At 60.9% G+C, this 16,808-nt stretch carries 19 protein-coding genes; 16 read left to right on the top strand and 3 right to left on the bottom strand.

Features of this window, described 5'->3' with window-relative positions; genetic code table 11:
• The first annotated feature begins 70 nt into the window (after positions 1 to 70).
• The 4 genes from Q9Q94_RS13025 to Q9Q94_RS13040 all read left to right on the top strand — a co-directional run bounded on the left by Q9Q94_RS13025 (position 71) and on the right by Q9Q94_RS13040 (position 4,588).
• Positions 71 to 1,423 (top strand): hypothetical protein, encoded by a 1,353-nt coding sequence (locus Q9Q94_RS13025; protein ID WP_305980515.1) that lies wholly within the window; start codon positions 71 to 73, stop codon positions 1,421 to 1,423.
• Positions 1,424 to 1,529: 106 nt separating this feature from the next.
• Positions 1,530 to 2,558 carry a bifunctional nicotinamide-nucleotide adenylyltransferase/Nudix hydroxylase gene (locus tag Q9Q94_RS13030; RefSeq protein WP_305980516.1) on the top strand — a complete coding sequence of 343 codons (1,029 nt, stop codon included), beginning with the start codon at positions 1,530 to 1,532 and terminating at the stop codon, positions 2,556 to 2,558.
• A 66-nt stretch (positions 2,559 to 2,624) separates the two neighbouring features.
• Entirely contained in the window at positions 2,625 to 3,647 is a 1,023-nt protein-coding gene (locus tag Q9Q94_RS13035; RefSeq protein ID WP_305980517.1) for an SPFH domain-containing protein, read from the top strand.
• 2 nt (positions 3,648 to 3,649) lie between these two features.
• Entirely contained in the window at positions 3,650 to 4,588 is a 939-nt protein-coding gene (locus tag Q9Q94_RS13040; RefSeq protein ID WP_305980518.1) for a hypothetical protein, read from the top strand.
• A gap of 66 nt (positions 4,589 to 4,654) precedes the next feature.
• On the opposite strand, the gene Q9Q94_RS13045 is transcribed toward Q9Q94_RS13040, so the two are convergent.
• Together Q9Q94_RS13045 and xseA are read right to left on the bottom strand one after the other, a co-directional pair.
• A complete protein-coding gene (locus Q9Q94_RS13045; RefSeq protein ID WP_305980519.1) occupies positions 4,655 to 5,236 on the bottom strand; it encodes a superoxide dismutase in 582 nt (193 codons plus the stop codon).
• Between the two features lie 165 nt (positions 5,237 to 5,401).
• Positions 5,402 to 6,754, bottom strand: coding sequence for an exodeoxyribonuclease VII large subunit (xseA, locus tag Q9Q94_RS13050; protein WP_305980520.1), 1,353 nt, complete (start codon positions 6,752 to 6,754; stop codon positions 5,402 to 5,404).
• Between the two features lie 366 nt (positions 6,755 to 7,120).
• On the opposite strand from xseA, the gene Q9Q94_RS13055 reads away from it, so the two are divergent.
• The 6 genes from Q9Q94_RS13055 to adk are packed head-to-tail and all read left to right on the top strand — an operon-like array spanning position 7,121 to position 10,901.
• The gene (locus tag Q9Q94_RS13055) at positions 7,121 to 7,819 is read left to right on the top strand and encodes a MotA/TolQ/ExbB proton channel family protein (protein WP_305980521.1); all 699 of its coding nucleotides are present in this window, start codon (positions 7,121 to 7,123) and stop codon (positions 7,817 to 7,819) included.
• Between the two features lie 11 nt (positions 7,820 to 7,830).
• Positions 7,831 to 8,250 (top strand): biopolymer transporter ExbD, encoded by a 420-nt coding sequence (locus tag Q9Q94_RS13060; protein WP_305980523.1) that lies wholly within the window; start codon positions 7,831 to 7,833, stop codon positions 8,248 to 8,250.
• A gap of 12 nt (positions 8,251 to 8,262) precedes the next feature.
• A complete protein-coding gene (lpxK, locus tag Q9Q94_RS13065) occupies positions 8,263 to 9,279 on the top strand; it encodes a tetraacyldisaccharide 4'-kinase (RefSeq protein ID WP_305980524.1) in 1,017 nt (338 codons plus the stop codon).
• Positions 9,260 to 9,445 carry a Trm112 family protein gene (locus Q9Q94_RS13070; RefSeq protein WP_305980526.1) on the top strand — a complete coding sequence of 62 codons (186 nt, stop codon included), beginning with the start codon at positions 9,260 to 9,262 and terminating at the stop codon, positions 9,443 to 9,445. Before lpxK ends, Q9Q94_RS13070 begins: the two co-directional genes overlap by 20 nt.
• On the top strand, positions 9,445 to 10,230 hold the full coding sequence (gene kdsB, locus Q9Q94_RS13075; RefSeq protein WP_305980527.1) for a 3-deoxy-manno-octulosonate cytidylyltransferase: 786 nt from the start codon (positions 9,445 to 9,447) through the stop codon (positions 10,228 to 10,230). The genes Q9Q94_RS13070 and kdsB overlap by 1 nt, the downstream gene beginning before the upstream one ends.
• Positions 10,231 to 10,244: 14 nt before the next feature.
• Positions 10,245 to 10,901, top strand: coding sequence for an adenylate kinase (gene adk / locus Q9Q94_RS13080; protein WP_305980529.1), 657 nt, complete (start codon positions 10,245 to 10,247; stop codon positions 10,899 to 10,901).
• 64 nt (positions 10,902 to 10,965) lie between these two features.
• Here adk and murJ read toward each other — a convergent pair whose 3' ends face one another.
• A complete protein-coding gene (gene murJ / locus Q9Q94_RS13085) occupies positions 10,966 to 12,522 on the bottom strand; it encodes a murein biosynthesis integral membrane protein MurJ (RefSeq protein ID WP_305980530.1) in 1,557 nt (518 codons plus the stop codon).
• 146 nt (positions 12,523 to 12,668) lie between these two features.
• On the opposite strand from murJ, the gene rpsT reads away from it, so the two are divergent.
• From rpsT to Q9Q94_RS13115, 6 genes are all read left to right on the top strand, one after another.
• Complete coding sequence (gene rpsT, locus Q9Q94_RS13090; RefSeq protein WP_305980532.1) at positions 12,669 to 12,941, top strand: 30S ribosomal protein S20; 273 nt, start codon at positions 12,669 to 12,671, stop codon at positions 12,939 to 12,941.
• Between the two features lie 148 nt (positions 12,942 to 13,089).
• Positions 13,090 to 14,016 carry an ornithine carbamoyltransferase gene (gene argF, locus Q9Q94_RS13095; RefSeq protein ID WP_305980533.1) on the top strand — a complete coding sequence of 309 codons (927 nt, stop codon included), beginning with the start codon at positions 13,090 to 13,092 and terminating at the stop codon, positions 14,014 to 14,016.
• Between the two features lie 137 nt (positions 14,017 to 14,153).
• Complete coding sequence (locus Q9Q94_RS13100; RefSeq protein ID WP_305980534.1) at positions 14,154 to 14,381, top strand: DUF2788 domain-containing protein; 228 nt, start codon at positions 14,154 to 14,156, stop codon at positions 14,379 to 14,381.
• A 69-nt stretch (positions 14,382 to 14,450) separates the two neighbouring features.
• Positions 14,451 to 14,768 carry a pyrimidine/purine nucleoside phosphorylase gene (locus Q9Q94_RS13105; RefSeq protein WP_305980535.1) on the top strand — a complete coding sequence of 106 codons (318 nt, stop codon included), beginning with the start codon at positions 14,451 to 14,453 and terminating at the stop codon, positions 14,766 to 14,768.
• A gap of 145 nt (positions 14,769 to 14,913) precedes the next feature.
• The gene (locus tag Q9Q94_RS13110) at positions 14,914 to 15,408 is read left to right on the top strand and encodes a YajQ family cyclic di-GMP-binding protein (protein ID WP_305980536.1); all 495 of its coding nucleotides are present in this window, start codon (positions 14,914 to 14,916) and stop codon (positions 15,406 to 15,408) included.
• A 121-nt stretch (positions 15,409 to 15,529) separates the two neighbouring features.
• Positions 15,530 to 16,768, top strand: a complete 1,239-nt coding sequence (locus Q9Q94_RS13115) for a nucleoside recognition domain-containing protein (RefSeq protein WP_305980537.1) — start codon at positions 15,530 to 15,532, stop codon at positions 16,766 to 16,768.
• Positions 16,769 to 16,808: the final 40 nt, after the last annotated feature.

Raw genomic sequence — 16,808 nt, forward strand, 5'->3', positions numbered from 1 at the left:
CCGCCAAGGTTCATCCAGCGCGGCTCTTCAGCCTATCCGTTTAAGCTCAGGTAAAGTCAGGATGCACACCATGATGCATGCTCGTCTCACGAAAGAAGAGTTCTCTGTCGCGCTCAAGCGTGGTCAGGGGCGTGTTTTTTTGCACGCTCAGCAATTCGGCTTGGCTGATGTTGCCGATGTGGTGCTTGATGCATGCCTGAGCAATCCTGTGTTTGACCGGCAGTGCGAGTCCAGTCGGGCTCCTTGGTTGTTTCGTCTTTTCTGCGAAGCACCGGAGTACGCGTGGTTATCTTCGAAGATTCTGGAGGCATTGAAGACGCCTTCCGACGATCATGACATCGAGCATCTTTGCGAGCTGGCTGCGCTCATGGGAAAGAAGGGAGACGCCGCAGCGGCTGCCGCTTTGAGGGAAAAGGTGTTGGGGCAGACCTTCACGACGGACGACGATCAGTACGGCTGCCACGCGCTGATCTTGCTGGACGGGCAGGAGGTTGCGATTGAAATTGCGCGACGGTTTGGCGCGTTGGTGATCGAATCGCCGGATCTGTCGGCGCCTCCACTGAACTACCTCACGGACGGCACGGAGATTCTTTTGGAGCTCGAAAACAGGCTTCAATCGCTGGCAGCAACGGACCCGACAATTGATGCTTTTTGGCAGGCGCAGCTTGCCTTTCCGTATCGTGACATGGAGCCGGATACGCGTAGCAAGGAGGAATGTCGACAGGAAAGACGGGTGCGTTTTCGTGAGGAAAATCCTGTCGAAAAAATCCTTGCGGATATCGCGGCCGGCGTAGGGAGTACTCCGGGGCGTTACGTCAGTTTTGGCGGTTTCGCGACGGATGCTGAACTTGCCTGTGTGCTGCAAAAACTGGTCACGGAAACTGACGAGGACATGTGCATGCGTTTGCTGTGGATTTTTCGCAGAACGCCGCTGCCGGATTTGCCGCCAAAAATATGGGGCTTGGCGGCGTCAGCGAATGACCGGTTGCGCGCGGCTGCAATCGCGGCACTGGCACAGAGTTGTGATGCTCGCGTGGGTGATTTTGCCCGTGCCCGGCTGCAGTCGCCGGATTTCTCCGGAAATGAATCTGAGATCCTGGACCTGTTCGTCAAGAATTACCTTCCGGGCGACGAGCACTTGATCATGTCGGTCATGCGGCGTCTCTTGCTGGATGAGGACAGTGCGCATGATTTTGGCTCCAGCATTCTGAAAATTTGCGAAGAAAATGAATCAGAGCATTTTGGAGAAATGCTTGAGTGGGCCTACAAAATCAATCCGTGCACGATCTGCCGGCATCGGCTCGTCAGCGAAATGCGCGATTCCGGGCGTTTGGATCCCGAAATTGCAGCCGAAAGCCTGTACGACGCAGATGAAGATACGCGCGAACTGGCACGGGAATGGCTCGCCCAAGCAGTTTTATAGCCGATACCTGAAGAGCCATGCCAGGCTTCGTTCTTCAGCACGCCTGCCCGAAGAAGTCCGTCCAGAGCTGCTCTTCAGGTAGGTATGATTTTTTGAGGGAATTCACATGAATACGCCGCAGAAACACGAAGTCGCCGTCCTGATCGGCCGTTTCCAGCCTTTCCACAATGGCCATGCCATGCTGTTGGCCAAGGCGCTGGAGACTGCGCCGCAAGTCGTGGTGCTGCTGGGGTCAGCCTTTTCCGCGCGCAATGCCAAGAACCCGTTCAGTTGGGAAGAGCGCGCAGCGATGATCGCTTGTACTCTGGATGAGGCGCAGCGCGCCCGTGTTGCCTTCTTGCCGATGCGCGATTGTTATGACGATGCGCGTTGGGCGGAGCAGGCGGGCGATCTGGTGCGGGGGCTGGCAGGGGAGGGCGCGCGGGTAGCCTTGATCGGTCACGTGAAGGATGCGTCCAGCCAGTACCTGAACCGTTTTCCTGACTGGACTTTCATTGCCGTACCGCAGCAGGGCGATATCGACGCCAGCGCGTTGCGCGCGATCTGGTACGAGTCTGAGGATCCACGCGTTGCGGATGCGCTGCTCGCGCCGCTGATGCCCGCCGCCGCGCTGCACTATCTGCAAGGCTGGGCGCTGTTGCCGCATTTCGCGCGGCTACGCGAAGAGCATCTGGCGGTGGAGGAGAGCAAGCGCGTGTGGGGCGAGGGGCCGTTCATCACGGTGGATGCGCTGGTGCGCGCGTCCGATCAGATCCTGCTGATTCGCCGTGGCCGCGCGCCGGGCAAGGGTCAGTGGGCTTTGCCCGGGGGCTTTCTGGACGGGCGCGAGCGGGTGTTGCAAGGCGCGATTCGCGAGCTGCGCGAGGAGACCGGCTTTGCGCTGCTGGACGCGACGCTGGAAGAGGCTTTGGTGGGCACGGCGGTATTCGATCATCCTGACCGCAGCTCACGCGGACGCACCATCACCCACGCGCATTTCTTCGATCTGAAAAACGCCCGCCCGCCGCAGGTGGCGGGTGCGGATGATGCGGCCGAGGCGCGCTGGGTGCCGGTCGCGGAGCTGGCGGCGATGGAAGGCGAGCTGTTTGAAGACCATTTCAATATCCTCAATCACTTTCTGGGGCTGACGCGCTAGCCTCGGCCATTCGGGGGACGCGCTGCAAAGCGTCACCGGCATGATTACTGCAAAAAGGGAGACTCCATGTTTGGCATCCGTTTCATCAAGGTCGAGCCGACCGATTTCGTTCTCCAGTTCAAGCGTGGTCAGGTGGTGCGCGAGGGGGCCGGTCTGTCGTTCTTCTACTATGGCCCGACCTCGTCGCTGGTTCGCGTGCCGGTGGGGAGCGTCGATGTGCCCTTCATGTTCGAAGAAGTGACGGCAGATTTCCAGAAGGTGACCGTACAGGGGCAGCTGACGTATCGCGTGACGGATCCGCGCAAACTGTCGCAACTCATGAATTTCACGCTGGCGCCCAATGGCCGCGATTTCAGCTCGGAAGATCCGAAGAAGTTGCCGCAGCGCCTGATCAATCATGCACAGGTGCTGACCAGCTCTTCGCTGCGGGCGATGGCTCTGCGTGAAGCGCTGGGCGGCTCGGATCAGCTGGTTACCAGTGTGCGCGAGGGCATGCGCTCGGCTGATGCCATCGGTTCGCTGGGCGTGGAGGTGCTGGGACTGTCGATTCTGGCGATCAAGCCAACGCCGGAGACTTCGCGTGCGCTGGAGGCGGAGGCGCGCGAAGCGATCCTGCGCCAGGCCGATGAGGCGGTGTTCTCGCGACGCAATTCGGCGGTCGAGCAGGAACGCGCGATCAAGGAGAATGAGCTCAATACCGAGATCGCGGTGGAGAACAAGAAACGCCAGATCAAGGAAGCCCAGATGGATGCGGAGAAATCCGTCCAGCAGAAGAAACGCGAGCTGCGTGAAGCCGAGATGGCGACCAAGATTGCGCTGGAGCAGCAGAACAAGGATCTGCTGGCCCTGTCCACCACCAATGCACGTGAGGAGGCGGACACCAAGGCTTACGCGATTTCGGCCGTGATGCGTGCGCTCGCGGCGACCGATCCGAAGATCCTGCAGGCGCTGACAAATTCCCGTCTGGATGCGGCGCAGCTGGTGGCCTTGTCCTTCAAGGAGCTGGCCGAGAACGCCAGCAAGATCGGCGAGCTGAATATTTCTTCGGAATTGTTGCAAGGCTTGCTCAACCACGAGAGCAACGGCTGAGCATGGCGCGCAGCACCGAGAACAAGATCGTCCTGGTTACGCGCAAAAGCCGGCTCGACGAACTGATCCAGCGTTTCAATACCGAGGGGCAGGCGCGTTTTTACGTGGAGCATCTGGGGGCCGACTTTTCCGACTACCAGGCCGAGCACCAGCGCTATCGGCAGGCCGTGCTGGAAGCTGAGAAAATGCTGGCACACCATGGTCGGGTGCAGGTGCTGGATCGCGCCTTCGTGCCCAACTTCGTGTTCGGTGCGCAGGATACGGTGGTCGCGCTCGGGCAGGACGGACTGGTTGCCAACGTGCTCAAGTATCTGGCGGGGCAGCCACTGATTGGCGTGAATCCGGACCCGGCTCGCTGGGAAGGTGTACTGCTGCCGTTCTCGGTCCGGGATCTGGAGCGGCTGGTGCCGGAGGTGTTTGCCGGGCGGCGTCCGCTGCGAGAAGTCAGCATGGCGCAGGCGGTCCTGAATACCGGTGAGACGCTGTGCGCGGTCAACGACCTGTTCATCGGCCCGCGCACGCATACCTCGGCGCGCTACGAGATCAGCACCGGAGGCGAATCCGAGCGGCAGTCGTCCAGCGGCATCATCGTGTCGACCGGCATGGGCGCGAGCGGCTGGTTGCGCAGCGTGCTGGCGGGAGCCGGCGGCATCGTTTCTTCACTGACCGGCGAGGACGACATGCCTACGGCGATAGAGGATTTCCGCTGGGAATCGGATTACCTCTACTTTTCGGTGCGCGAGCCCTGGCCGAGCAAGACTTCCGCCAGTTCAATCAGCTTCGGCCAGGTCACGGGCGACAACCCGCTTACCCTGGTTTCGCACATGCCGGAAAACGGCGTGATTTTCAGCGATGGCATCGAAAGTGATTTCGTGCAGTTCAATGCTGGTACGCGGGCCACGATCAGTGTGGCCGACCGGCGTGGCTTGCTGGTGAGCTGAATTCAGGCGTGCGGCAACAAAAAGGCGAGCCCGCAGGCTCGCCTTTTTGCTGGATGACAGCGTCGCTCAGGCGAAATTCGCGGCAGCGAAATCCCAGTTGGCAAGGCTTGTCAGGAAGGTTTCGACGAACTTCGGACGGGCGTTGCGGTAGTCGATGTAGTAGGCGTGTTCCCACAGGTCGATGGCGATCAGGGGGATGTCACCGGTCGTCAGCGGGTTGCCGGCGGCGCCGGTGTTGAGGATGTCGACCGAGCCGTCGGCCTTCTTCACCAGCCAGGTCCAGGAGGAACCGAAGTTGCCCACGGCGCTCTTGGTGAAAGCTTCCTTGAAGGCATCGAAGCTGCCCCACTTGGCGTTGATGGCTTCAGCCAGCTTGCCGCTGGGGGCGCCGCCGCCGGCGGGCTTCAGGCTGTTCCAGAAGAAGGTGTGGTTCCACACCTGGGCGGCGTTGTTGTAAATGCCGCCGCTGGCCTTCTTGATGATCTCTTCCAGGCTCGCATTTTCAAACTCGGTACCCGGAATCAGGTTGTTCAGGTTGGTCACATAGGCCTGATGGTGCTTGGCGTAGTGATACTCGAAAGTTTCTTCCGAGATGTGCGGAACGAGGGCGTTCTTGGCGTAGGGCAGGGCGGGCAGGGTGTGTGCCATGTGGGTTTCTCCGTGTTTGTGGGGATGTTTTCAGACCTGCTCAGGGCCCTTGCTGCAGCGCCATGATCAGGTTGCTGGAAGATGCCTGACTAGTTTACTCGGAATTATGCCGCACGGACAAATTGCAGCAGGCAATCAGCCCGATAGGCCATGCCTACAGTATGGTCATGGTTTTTCCACGCGAGCCTTGAGGCGTGATGCGGCAAGCTGGATATCAAGGCGTTCGCCATCGCTGGCCGCTGTGGCATCGCGCAGGATGTCGCCACTCTCGCTGCGCACGATGGCGTAGCCGCGGGCGAGTACGGCGTCGGGGTTGAGCGCTTCCAGGCGTGCTGCGAGGCTGGCCAGGTGTTGGCGGGCGCTGGCAAGTCGCCACGCTGCGCTGCGCGCCATGCTTTGTTCGCATGCCTGAAGACGCGCTTGCAGCGGTGCTGTGCGTGGGGCATATCTGGAGAGCCGCGCGGCAAGCGCATCTACGCGGGTGCTCAGTCGGAAGGCCCGTGTTTGGCCGGCCTGGCGAAGGCGTTGGTGCAGCGCGCTCAGCCGTTCGGCGCTGCGGGCCAGGCGTGCGCGTGGGTGCGTGAGGCGGCGTTGCAGCTCGTCAAGGCGCTGGCCGGTCTGCAACAGGCGGCGCTGGCTGGCGCGTTGCAGATCGCTGTGCAATTGCGGCAGGCGCTGGCGCAGGGCATACCAGCCGGCCGAGGCGATTTCGGCCGCCGCCGTGGGCGTGGGCGCGCGCAGGTCGGCGGCGAAATCGGCCAGCGTGGTGTCGGTTTCGTGGCCTACGCCACAGATCACCGGCACGCTGCTGGCCACAATGGCGCGGGCGACCGCCTCATGGTTGAAGGCCCACAGATCCTCGATGCTGCCTCCGCCACGGCACACGAGCAGTACGTCGATACCATCCTTTCTGGCGCGCTGGCTGGCACTGCGGATCGCGGCGGCAATCTGTTCGCCTGCCGCGTCGCCCTGCACCGGTGTGGGGTAGAGCGTGATCGGCAAGGAGGGGGCGCGGCGTCTCAGGGTGGTGATAACGTCCCGCAAGGCCGCAGCGGCTGGCGAGGTGATCAGGCCGATGCCGTGCGGCAGCTCGGGAATCGGCCGTTTGCGCGACTCGGCGAACAGGCCTTCTGCTTCGAGTGCAGCCTTGAGACGCAGAAAGGCTTCATAGAGGTTGCCCAGTCCGGCACGCCGGATACTCTCCACGGAAAGCTGCAAATCGCCGCGTGCTTCATAGACCGTGGCCTGGGCGCGCACTTCGACGCGCATGCCCTCCTGCAGTTGAAAGGGCAGCAGCTGGGCCTTGGTACGCCACATCGTGCAGCGGATCTGGGCGCGTTCGTCCTTCAGGGTGAAATAGACGTGCCCCGATGTGGCACGGACGAGATTTGATAGCTCGCCACCGATCCAGCCAAGGGGAGTTGAGCGCTCGATAAGCTGACGAATTTGTAGGACGAATTCGGATACGCTGGAGACCCGCGTGCTTACTCGCTCTGCATGAGATGTGCCTGTGAACATGGCGTCAATTCTAGCTCAATCCACATCCCCGCCCTAAGGACCGCATGAATGCTGGCTTGGCGCGATGCAGGCAGGTATTGACAAGCCTTTTCTTTTATAAGCTTCTGATTTTAAAGAAAATGCAATATCAGCTTCATTTTTGAACGAATTGAAAAAATCCTTTTCGCGCAGGGCACTTAGCGCAGACATTCAAGACCTGTTCACACACTTATCCACAGAATCTGTGGATTACCCCAAATGGGTGCGTCAAACGTAAGAGGTGCTTTCTTTCCGCCGGATGGTCAGTGCGCGCCCGTGCAGCGCGCTTGCCCTTGGCTGGGTGTGGCGATACAGTTCAAGGCTTGTCGAAAATCAGGAGTTGCTCCCGTGCTGGAGATCATCCGTGCTGCCGGTTGGCCGATCATTCCCTTGTTGTTTGCATCCATCATCGCGCTGGCGCTGATCATCGAGCGCAGCATTTCGCTGCGTCGCTCGGTCATCGTTCCGACAGGGCTGCTGGAGAAAGTGCTGGGCGACCTGCGCAAATCCGGACCTTCGGATGAACTGGCGGCGCGTCTGCAGGCGCACTCGTCACTGGGGCAGGTGCTGGCCGCCGGGGTTCGCAACGTGCGCGCCAGCCGCGAGGTCATGAAAGAGGCAATTGAAGAGGCTGGCCGTTCGGTGGCCCATGATCTGGAGCGTTTTCTGACCACGCTGGGAACGATCGCCACGGTGGCGCCGCTGATGGGACTGTTCGGTACGGTTGTCGGCATGATCGAATTGTTTGGCGCTCAAGGCCCGTCCGGCGTGGGCGCTGATCCGCAGCAGCTTGCGCACGGCATTTCGGTCGCGTTGTACAACACCGGTTTCGGCCTGATCATCGCGATTCCTGCGCTGATCGCACACCGTCATTTCCGCGCACTGGTCGATAGCCTGGTGGTGGATATGGAAATGCAGGCGGTCAAACTGGTCGAAGTGCTGCACGGCGAGCGTCGCACGTCATCCGGCAATCCGGCTGGTAACGCCAGCGGAAGCAGCAGTTCGAGGTCTGCCGCTGCCGCCAGCGCCAGCAGCACCAGCAAGTAAGGACGGGCAACATGGACTTCCGGCGCGGTCGCGGCAAGGAAGAGCTGGAGATCAACCTGATCCCGCTTATCGATGTGCTGCTGGTGATCATCATCTTTCTGATGCTCACCACCACTTACTCAAAGTTTTCCGGGCTGGAAATCAATCTGCCGACGGCGGATGCGCCGCCTGCCCAGGACCAGCCGAATGAAATCAACGTAACCATCACGGCGAGCGGCGATGTGCTGATCAACCGCAATGCGGTAGGCAGCCGTGACCTGAATGCGATCGTGGATGCGTTGCGCCGCCTTGCGCCGGAAAACGGCAAGGCTCCGCTGGTGGTGATCAACGGCGATGCCAAAGCCAACTTCCAGAGCGTGTTTGACGTGATGCAGGCGGCACAGAAAGCCGGCCTGCCGAACGTGTCTTTCGCCGCACAGTCCCAGAAGTAAGCAGGGTTGCCCGTGGCTACCCTGAATCGTCCTGCCTGGTGGTCCCGCCGCTCGCTGATTGCGGTTTTGTGGCTGCCCCTGGCGGGACTTTTTTTTGGCGCATCGGCGCTGCGGCGGCTGGCTTACCGGGCTGGCTGGCTGAAGAGCGAGGTGCTGCCGGTGCCGGTGATCGTGGTCGGCAATATCGCGGCGGGGGGCAGTGGCAAGACGCCGGTGGTGATCTGGCTGGCGGCGACGCTCAGGGCCCGCGGGTTCCGTCCAGGCATCCTGTCGCGTGGCTATGGCGGTACTGCTGAGGTGCCGACAAGCGTCCAGACAGACAGCTATCCCGCGCTGGTGGGGGACGAGCCGGTGCTGCTGGCGCGACGCACCGGTTGCCCCTTGTGGGTCGGGCGTGATCGTGTGGCAGCAGGGCGTGCCTTGCTGGCGGCGCATCCCGAGGTCAATGTGTTGATCACGGACGATGGTTTGCAGCACTACCGTCTTGCGCGCAGTGCGGAGATCGTGGTGATTGATGAAACCATTCTTGGCAATGCCTGGCCATTGCCGGCCGGGCCGCTGCGTGAGCCGGTTTCGCGTCTGGCATCCGCCGGGCTGCTCATTTGCAATGGCGCTATCAGTGCCGGGCTGGAGAGCCGCCTCCCGCCTGTGCCTCGGGCCGGTATGCTGCTGGAGGCGCGTCAGTTCTATCGCTTGGGGCAGCCCGCTGAAAAGCGGCTTGCAGCGGACTTCTCCGGGCAGCGCCTGCGCGCAGTGGCGGGGATCGGCAATCCCGAGCGCTTCTTCACAACCCTGCGCAGTCTGGGTCTGACGCTGGCCAGTACACGTGCCTTGCCTGATCACCATGCCTTTACGGCAGAAGATTTGTCGCTGCCTGATGGCGAAGTCCTGCTGCTCACTGAGAAGGATGCAGTAAAATGCGCATCCCTCGCGCTGGCCGATGCTTGGGTGCTTCCGGTGGAAGCCTGTATCGATGAAGCCGCGCTGGAACCTTTGCTGGAGCGCCTGCATGGACCCGAAACTGCTTGAGATCCTCGTCTGCCCCGTGTGCAAGGGCCCGCTTGAACACCGTCGTGCTGCGGGCGAATTGGTCTGCCGCCCCTGTCGCCTGGCTTACGCCATCAAGGATGGCATCCCGGTGATGCTGGCTGACGAAGCGCGCCCGCTGGCTGCCGACGAAGCTGGAGCGCCGTGATGTCCGTGCGTTTCAAGGCTGTTGTTCCTGCGCGCTATGCTTCGACCCGCCTGCCGGCCAAACCACTTGCCGATATCTGCGGCAAACCGATGGTGGTGCGGGTGATGGAGCGGGCGCTTGAATCCGGTGCCGAGGAAGTGTGGGTCGCCACGGATCACGAAGGCGTGCGCGATGCCGTGCTGGCGGTGGGCGGCAAGGTGTTGATGACCAATCCTGATCACCCGACCGGTACGGATCGCCTCGCAGAGGTCGTGACGAGGCTGGGTTGGGCCCCCGGCGATATCGTGGTGAATGTGCAGGGAGATGAACCCCTGATTGATCCTGCGTTGATCCGCAAGGTCGCCGAAGCGCTGGCAGCGGACGTGAATGCTGAAATAGCCACGGCAGCCCATCCGATCGAAACCGTCGATGAGTTTCTCAATCCGGCGGCCGTGAAAGTGGTATGTGAGAAAAACGGCCACGCCCATTATTTCTCGCGTGCCCCCATTCCGTTTCCGCGCGATGCAGCCCTGGCGGGTGCCTTGCAGTCTGGTCAGCCCCTGCCCGCAGGGCTGGCGCCGCTGCGCCATGTTGGCCTGTATGCTTACCGCGTGGGTTTTCTGAAGGCCTTTGCTACGCTGACGCCCGCGCCGACCGAACAAACGGAAATGCTCGAACAATTGCGTGCCCTGTGGCACGGTTACCAGATTCGCGTTGAAACCCTGAGCGAGGCTCCGCCTGCCGGGGTCGACACCCCAGAGGATCTCGCTCGCGTGCGATCCTTGTTTGCCGCAAACAATCAATAAAGGAGATCGCACAGATGCGTCTGATTCTTTTGGGACCGCCGGGAGCCGGCAAGGGCACGCAAGCCAAGTTCATTGCCGAAAAATACGGTATTCCGCAAATTTCCACCGGCGACATGCTGCGCGCCGCAGTCAAGGCTGGCACCCCGCTGGGTGTGCAGGCCAAGGCGGTGATGGATGCAGGTCAGCTGGTGTCGGACGACATCATCATCGGTCTGGTCAAGGAACGTCTGGCTCAGCCGGATTGCGCCAAAGGCTACATGTTCGACGGCTTCCCGCGCACCCTGCCGCAAGCCGACGCGTTGAAGGATTCCGGCGTGGCGCTGGACGTGGTGCTGGAAATCGACGTGCCGGATTCGGAAATCATCGAACGCATGAGTGGTCGCCGCGTGCACCCGGCTTCGGGACGCACCTATCACGTCAAGTTCAATCCGCCCAAGGTGGCTGGCAAGGACGACGAAACCGGTGAAGACCTGATCCAGCGTGACGACGATAAGGAAGAGGTCGTCAAGAAGCGTCTGGATGTGTATCACTCGCAAACCAAGCCGCTGGTGAAGTACTACGGCGACTGGGCTGCGACGGGTGACAAGGCTGCGCCGCGCTACGCGAAGATTGCCGGAACCGGTCCGGTCGACCAGATCACAGCCAAGGCATTCAGCGCACTCGAAGGCTGATCCAGGCTGGCGGAGTCATTCTGAAAACCGCAACGCCCGGGCGTTGCGGTTTTTTTTTTGCGCCTCAAACCCGACGCTTGAAGTCAGCGGGGCGGAAGCCGAGGGCAAACAGCACGGCGAAATAGGCTGCACCGCCGATTCCCATGACCCAGGCCAGATGCAGGATGCGCCAGAGTGTGCCTTGCTTGAGCCAGTCGGTTTGCGAACCCATGGCAAAGTACAGTACGCAGCCCATGACCCCCAGCGCGCACAGCAGCTTGAGCCCGAAGGTGCTCCAGCCGGCATGCGGCACAAACGCTTGGCAGCGACGCAGGCCGCGATAGAGCAGGGCTGCATTCAGGGTGGCGGCGAGGCTGATGGACAAGGCCAGGCCGGCATGGGGCAAAAGCCCGAAGTCTTCCAGGTCGAGTACCCGCAGAAACAGAATGTTCATCAGCTGGGTTGCCGTCAGCGAGATCAGGGCGTACTTGAGTGGAGTGCGGATATCCTGGCGCGAGTAAAAGGCCGGGGCGAGAATTTTCACGAGAATCAGGCCGCATAGACCAATGCTGTAGGTCAGCAGGGCACTTTGGGTTGCCAGCGTGTCAGCCGCCTTGAAAGCTCCGTGCTGAAAGAGCGTGGCGGCCAGCGGAACGGCCAGAACCATCATGCCGATTGCGCAGGGAGCCGTGAGCAGCAGAGCAACGCGCAGGCCCCAGTCCAGCGTGGCGGAAAAACCCTGCGCGTCATTTTGCGCCTTCATTTTTGAAAGACTGGGCAGCAGGATGGTGCCCAGCGCTGCGCCGAGAATTCCCATCGGGAACTCCATCAGGCGGTCAGCATAGTTCAACCAGGACACGCTGCCCGTAGGCAGCCAGGATGCAAATGCGGTGTTGATCAGCAGGCTGATCTGTGCGACCGAAACGCCCAGCGTCGCCGGACCCATCAGCTTGAGGATGCGCATCACGCCGGGGTCGGCCGTTGAAAGGGAAAAACGCGGCAGCATGCCGATTCTGGCGAGCGCCGGAATCTGCAGCGCCAGTTGCAGCGCCCCGCCGATGAAGGCTCCCCAGGCCAGTGCCATGACAGGCTGCTCAAAGTGGGGGGCTGCAAGCAGGGCCATGGCGATGAAACTCAGGTTGAGCAGTACCGGCGTGAAGGCCGGGATGGCAAAGCGACTCCAGGTGTTGAGCACTCCAGCCGAGAGCGCCACCATGGCCATGAAGAAAATATAAGGAAAGGTGATGCGCGTAAGCTCGACGGTGAGCGCGAATTTTTCCGGCTGGTTCGCGAAGCCGCCGGCAGTGGCGTGGATCAGCCAGGGTGCGCCAATTACACCGAGTATCGAAATGAGCAGGACTATCAGGCCAAGCAGGCTGGCGACATGATTGACGAGCAGACGGGTGGCCGCGTCTCCGCGCTGGGCCTTGTACTCGGAGAGAATGGGGACGAAGGCCTGCGAAAAGGCACCCTCGGCAAACAGGCGGCGCAGCAGGTTGGGCAGGCGAAAGGCTACATTGAACGCATCGGTGAAAATGCCCGCGCCAAACAGGTTGGCAATGAGGATCTCGCGTACCAGCCCGAGGATGCGCGATACAAAGGTCAGCCCGCTGATGGTGGCAAGGGCTTTGTGCAGTTTCATGGAAGCGGTGACTGACGGGAAGTGGCGCGCATCATAACATTTGCCCGGACGGCCTTCTGTTTCCGGCGAGTAAAAGGGCTTGCAAGAAGTCGATCCGGCAGCTAGAATCCGCCTCTTCGCGTAATTTCTCACCAAAGACCGAACAAATGGCAAATTCTGCACAAGCCCGCAAGCGCGCCCGTCAGGCACTCGTGGCCCGCGCTCACAACGCCAGCCAGCGTTCCCGTCTGCGTACCGCTATCAAGGCTGTGCGCAAGGCAGTTGAAGCTGGCGACAAGGCCGCCGCTCAACAAGTGTTCCAGCAGTCTGTCAGCATCATTGACAGCCTTGCCGACAAGGACATCGTTCACAAGAATGCAGCCGCTCGCAACAAGAGCCGTCTGTCCGCCGCCATCAAGGCGATGGGCGCTGCTGCCTGATTGTGTCTCTGCGCCGCTGCGGCGGCCAGGGTCAAAGAGGGGTGTGACGCGAGTCGCGCCCCTTTTGTTTTTACTGCCCGATAGTTCCGATTGACGCTGAGACCCTCCCGATTTGGCGATGCTGCTGCATTGCCCGAGAAAGAGCACCATGACTAAAGCGCCCAGACATTTCCTGCAGTTCAAGGATCTCTCCCGTGAAGAGATCGACTACGTCTTTGCCCGTGCCAAATGGATCAAGGACAAGTTCAAACGCTACGAAACCTATCACCCGCTGTTTGACCGCACTTTGGTGATGATCTTCGAGAAGGCCAGCACGCGTACGCGTCTGTCTTTCGAAGCCGGCATGTTCCAGCTCGGCGGCTCGGCGATCTACCTGAACACGCGTGACTCGCAACTGGGGCGCGGCGAGCCGGTGGAAGATGCGGCGCAGGTGATTTCGCGCATGTCCGACGTGGTGATGATCCGTACCTTCGAGCAGACCATCGTCGAGCGCTTTGCTGCGAACTCGCGTGTGCCGGTCATCAATGGCCTGACCAACGAGTTCCATCCCTGTCAGATCCTCGCCGACATCTTCACCTGGATCGAGCGCAATGGCTCCATTCAGGGCAAGACGGTGGCCTGGATCGGCGACACCAACAACATGTGCAATACCTGGCTGCAGGCGGCTGAGCTGCTGGACTTCAAGGTGCATGTGAGCTCGCCGAAGGGCTATGAAGTCGATCAGGTCAAGGCCAACATCAGCGGCTCGGCGCACTACGAGCAGTTTGCCGACCCGATGGATGCCGCACGCGGTGCACACATCATCACGACCGATGTGTGGACCTCCATGGGCTTCGAAGCCGAGAACGAGGCACGCCTGCGTGACTTCGCGGATTACCAGGTCGACGGAGACATGATGCGCGTAGCCTCGAAGGATGCCGTGTTCATGCACTGTCTGCCTGCGCACCGTGGTGAAGAGGTGACTTCCGAAGTCATCGACGGCGCGCAGAGCGTGGTGTGGGACGAGGCTGAAAACCGTCTGCATGCGCAGAAGGCATTGCTCGAATTCCTTGTTGTTGGTCGTATCGAAAACTGACCGGATCCTGACGGATTGCTTGAAACCCCGCCTTGCGCGGGGTTTTTGTTTTGGGGCGCAGGTCGTAGCATGCAGACTGTGTCCGACGAGCGGCAGTCGGGCCTTTTCCCACTACATGCCGTAAGGACCCCGACAAAATGAACCAAGCAGTGATTTTCGGCCTGACCGAACCCGAGTTCGGCGAGCTGTGCCTCAAATTTCTCCTCTCCGGCTTGATCGCCTACATGGTGTTCATCATCTGGAATCTGGCGCGCGAATCGAAAGCCGGCAAATACGGCATGATGTGGCTGTTTCTCGGCCTCGGCCTGGGCATGTTCGGCTTCATTGCGAAGGAGCTGATCATCAAGATTCTGGCTGCACACTGAGCGTCAGTTCGGCCAAACGACGGGCTCCGGCTATAATCCGGAGCCTTTTTCTTTTCCGGAACTCCTGCAATGAGCCAAGCCCAGTTCGACGCCGTTTCGGTCGTCACCAAAGCCAATGTGTATTTCGACGGCAAGTGCGTCAGCCACAGCATCGTGCTGGCAGACGGTACGAAGAAGTCGGTCGGCGTGATCCTGCCCGCCAGGCTGACCTTCAACACCGGTGCTGCCGAAATCATGGAAACCGTGGCCGGTTCCTGCCGCGTGCTGCTCAAGGGCGAAACCGAGTGGAAGAGCTATGGCGAAGGCCAGAGCTTCAACGTACCCGGTAACTCCAGCTTCGAGATCGAAGTGAGCGAGCCTTATCACTACATCTGCCACTTTGCATAAAACGCCGGGCTGCGCTACTGCGCGGCGGCCTGGCTGCCTTGGCGTGCTCGACGTACAGGCGTACGTCTGTGCGCTGCTGCCTTGCCAGACCTCCGCTCGCTACGCGCCTCAAGAAATTTCGATCCACTGAGATTGGGAGCACAACATGCCTTCATTTGATTTCACTTCCGAAGCCGACATGGTCGCCCTGAAGAACGCGATCGACGTGGCTTCGCGCCAGATCGACAACCGCTACGATTTCAAGGGCACCAGCGCCAAGATCGAGCTGAACGAGAAGGATAAACAGGTCACCCTGTGGGGCGACTCGGATTTCCAGCTCGACCAGATCAAGGACATCCTCTTCCCCGCGATGGAGAAGAAGGAAGCCGAGAGCTCCAAGCGTTTCGATGCGCAGAAGATCGAGACGATCTCGGGCAACAAGGTCAAGCAGCTGTTCAAGATCAAGAATGGCATCGAGACCGAGCTGGCGAAGAAAATCGTCAAGCAGATCAAGGATGCCAAGCTCAAGGTGCAGGCCGCGATTCAGGGCGATGCGGTGCGCGTAACCGGCGCCAAGCGTGATGACCTGCAGGAATGCATCGCGCTGATCCGCAAGAGCATCAACGACTTCCCGATCAAGGCCGAAAACTTCCGGGATTGAGTGGCATCATGAAGAGTCGCATCCAGTCTTGCTCTGCGGGCATGTGCCTTGCAGAGCAAGACGCTGCGCAGGTTTCCGGCATGCCTGCCCGGAGAAGTCCGCCGCATGCGGCTCTTCAGCCATGATCCTTAACGTCGTCTGGCTGTTCTTCTTCTTTGCCGCGTTTCTGGCCTGTCTCGTGCAATGGCTGGCCTTTGGCGATGCCGCGATCTTCAGCCGCGTGCTGCAGGAATCCTTCGGCATGTCGAAGACCGCCTTCGAGATCGCGCTGGGTCTGACCGGTGTGCTCACCTTCTGGCTCGGCATCATGAAGGTGGGCGAGAAGGCCGGGGCCGTAGCGATGCTTGCGCGCCTCGTCGATCCGCTGTTCCGGCGTCTGTTTCCGGGCATTCCGGCAGGGCATCCGGCGGCCGGGGCGATGGTGATGAACATCGGCGCCAACATGCTCGGGCTGGACAACGCGGCTACGCCCATGGGCCTGAAGGCCATGCAGGCGATGCAGGAACTGAACACGGACAAGGACACCGCGTCGGACGCGCAGATCCTGTTTCTGGTGCTCAACGCCAGCGGGCTGACCCTGATTCCGGTCAGCATCATGACTTACCGTGCCCAGCTCGGCGCGGCCAATCCGGCGGACGTGTTCCTGCCGATTCTGCTCGCCACTTTCTTCTCGACGCTGGCCGGCCTGCTGGCGGTGAGCTTCGTGCAGAAGATTTCGCTGCGTCACCCGGTGGTGCTGGCCTGGTTGCTCGGTTTGTGCGCCGCGGTGTCTGGCACGTTGTGGTATTTCGCGCGCCTCACGGCGGCAGAAATGTCGGCGGCGAGCGCTTTCGTCAGTGGCTTCGCGCTCTTCGGCATCATCATCGCTTTCCTCGCGCTGGCGGTGTGGCGGCGTGTGCCTGCTTTCGAAGTCTTCATCGAAGGCGCGAAGGAGGGCTTCAATACCGCAATCATGGTGCTGCCCTATCTGGTGGCGATCCTCGTCGGCATTGCGGTGTTCCGCGCCAGCGGCGGCATGGATTTCCTGATGCGGGGTGTAGCTATCGGCCTGGGCTGGTTCGGCGTGCCGGCCGACATCGTGCCGGCCTTGCCGACTGCGCTGATGAAGCCGCTCTCCGGCAGTGGCGCGCGCGGCATGATGATCGACGTGATGAAGACCTACGGCGCGGACAGCTTCGCCGGGCGGCTTGCCTGCATGTTTCAGGGCGCGGCAGACACCACTTTCTACATCGTGGCCGTGTATTTCGGCTCTGTGGGTGTGCGCAAGACGCGCCACACCATCCCGTGCTGTTTGATCGCCGATGCGGCGGGCGTGGCGGCGGCGATTGCGATCGCCTTGCTGTTCTTTCCGCCGGCCTGAATCAGCGCTAAATATTGTTACGGCGCCCCGGACGCGCTTT

This window comes from Uliginosibacterium sp. 31-16 (assembly GCF_030730865.1).
GTDB lineage: Bacteria > Pseudomonadota > Gammaproteobacteria > Burkholderiales > Rhodocyclaceae > Uliginosibacterium.

What these genes read in the sequence shown, in the direction of transcription:
- rpsT (WP_305980532.1), top strand. Translation starts at nt 12,669, where the DNA reads ATGGCAAATTCTGCACAAGCCCGCAAGCGCGCCCGTCAGGCACTCGTG.
- Q9Q94_RS13110 (WP_305980536.1), top strand. Translation starts at nt 14,914, where the DNA reads ATGCCTTCATTTGATTTCACTTCCGAAGCCGACATGGTCGCCCTGAAG.
- argF (WP_305980533.1), top strand. Translation starts at nt 13,090, where the DNA reads ATGACTAAAGCGCCCAGACATTTCCTGCAGTTCAAGGATCTCTCCCGT.
- Q9Q94_RS13060 (WP_305980523.1), top strand. Translation starts at nt 7,831, where the DNA reads ATGGACTTCCGGCGCGGTCGCGGCAAGGAAGAGCTGGAGATCAACCTG.
- kdsB (WP_305980527.1), top strand. Translation starts at nt 9,445, where the DNA reads ATGTCCGTGCGTTTCAAGGCTGTTGTTCCTGCGCGCTATGCTTCGACC.
- murJ (WP_305980530.1), bottom strand. Translation starts at nt 12,522, where the DNA reads ATGAAACTGCACAAAGCCCTTGCCACCATCAGCGGGCTGACCTTTGTA.
- Q9Q94_RS13030 (WP_305980516.1), top strand. Translation starts at nt 1,530, where the DNA reads ATGAATACGCCGCAGAAACACGAAGTCGCCGTCCTGATCGGCCGTTTC.
- Q9Q94_RS13025 (WP_305980515.1), top strand. Translation starts at nt 71, where the DNA reads ATGATGCATGCTCGTCTCACGAAAGAAGAGTTCTCTGTCGCGCTCAAG.
- Q9Q94_RS13035 (WP_305980517.1), top strand. Translation starts at nt 2,625, where the DNA reads ATGTTTGGCATCCGTTTCATCAAGGTCGAGCCGACCGATTTCGTTCTC.
- xseA (WP_305980520.1), bottom strand. Translation starts at nt 6,754, where the DNA reads ATGTTCACAGGCACATCTCATGCAGAGCGAGTAAGCACGCGGGTCTCC.
- Q9Q94_RS13115 (WP_305980537.1), top strand. Translation starts at nt 15,530, where the DNA reads ATGATCCTTAACGTCGTCTGGCTGTTCTTCTTCTTTGCCGCGTTTCTG.
- Q9Q94_RS13070 (WP_305980526.1), top strand. Translation starts at nt 9,260, where the DNA reads ATGGACCCGAAACTGCTTGAGATCCTCGTCTGCCCCGTGTGCAAGGGC.
- Q9Q94_RS13045 (WP_305980519.1), bottom strand. Translation starts at nt 5,236, where the DNA reads ATGGCACACACCCTGCCCGCCCTGCCCTACGCCAAGAACGCCCTCGTT.
- adk (WP_305980529.1), top strand. Translation starts at nt 10,245, where the DNA reads ATGCGTCTGATTCTTTTGGGACCGCCGGGAGCCGGCAAGGGCACGCAA.
- Q9Q94_RS13100 (WP_305980534.1), top strand. Translation starts at nt 14,154, where the DNA reads ATGAACCAAGCAGTGATTTTCGGCCTGACCGAACCCGAGTTCGGCGAG.
- Q9Q94_RS13040 (WP_305980518.1), top strand. Translation starts at nt 3,650, where the DNA reads ATGGCGCGCAGCACCGAGAACAAGATCGTCCTGGTTACGCGCAAAAGC.
- Q9Q94_RS13105 (WP_305980535.1), top strand. Translation starts at nt 14,451, where the DNA reads ATGAGCCAAGCCCAGTTCGACGCCGTTTCGGTCGTCACCAAAGCCAAT.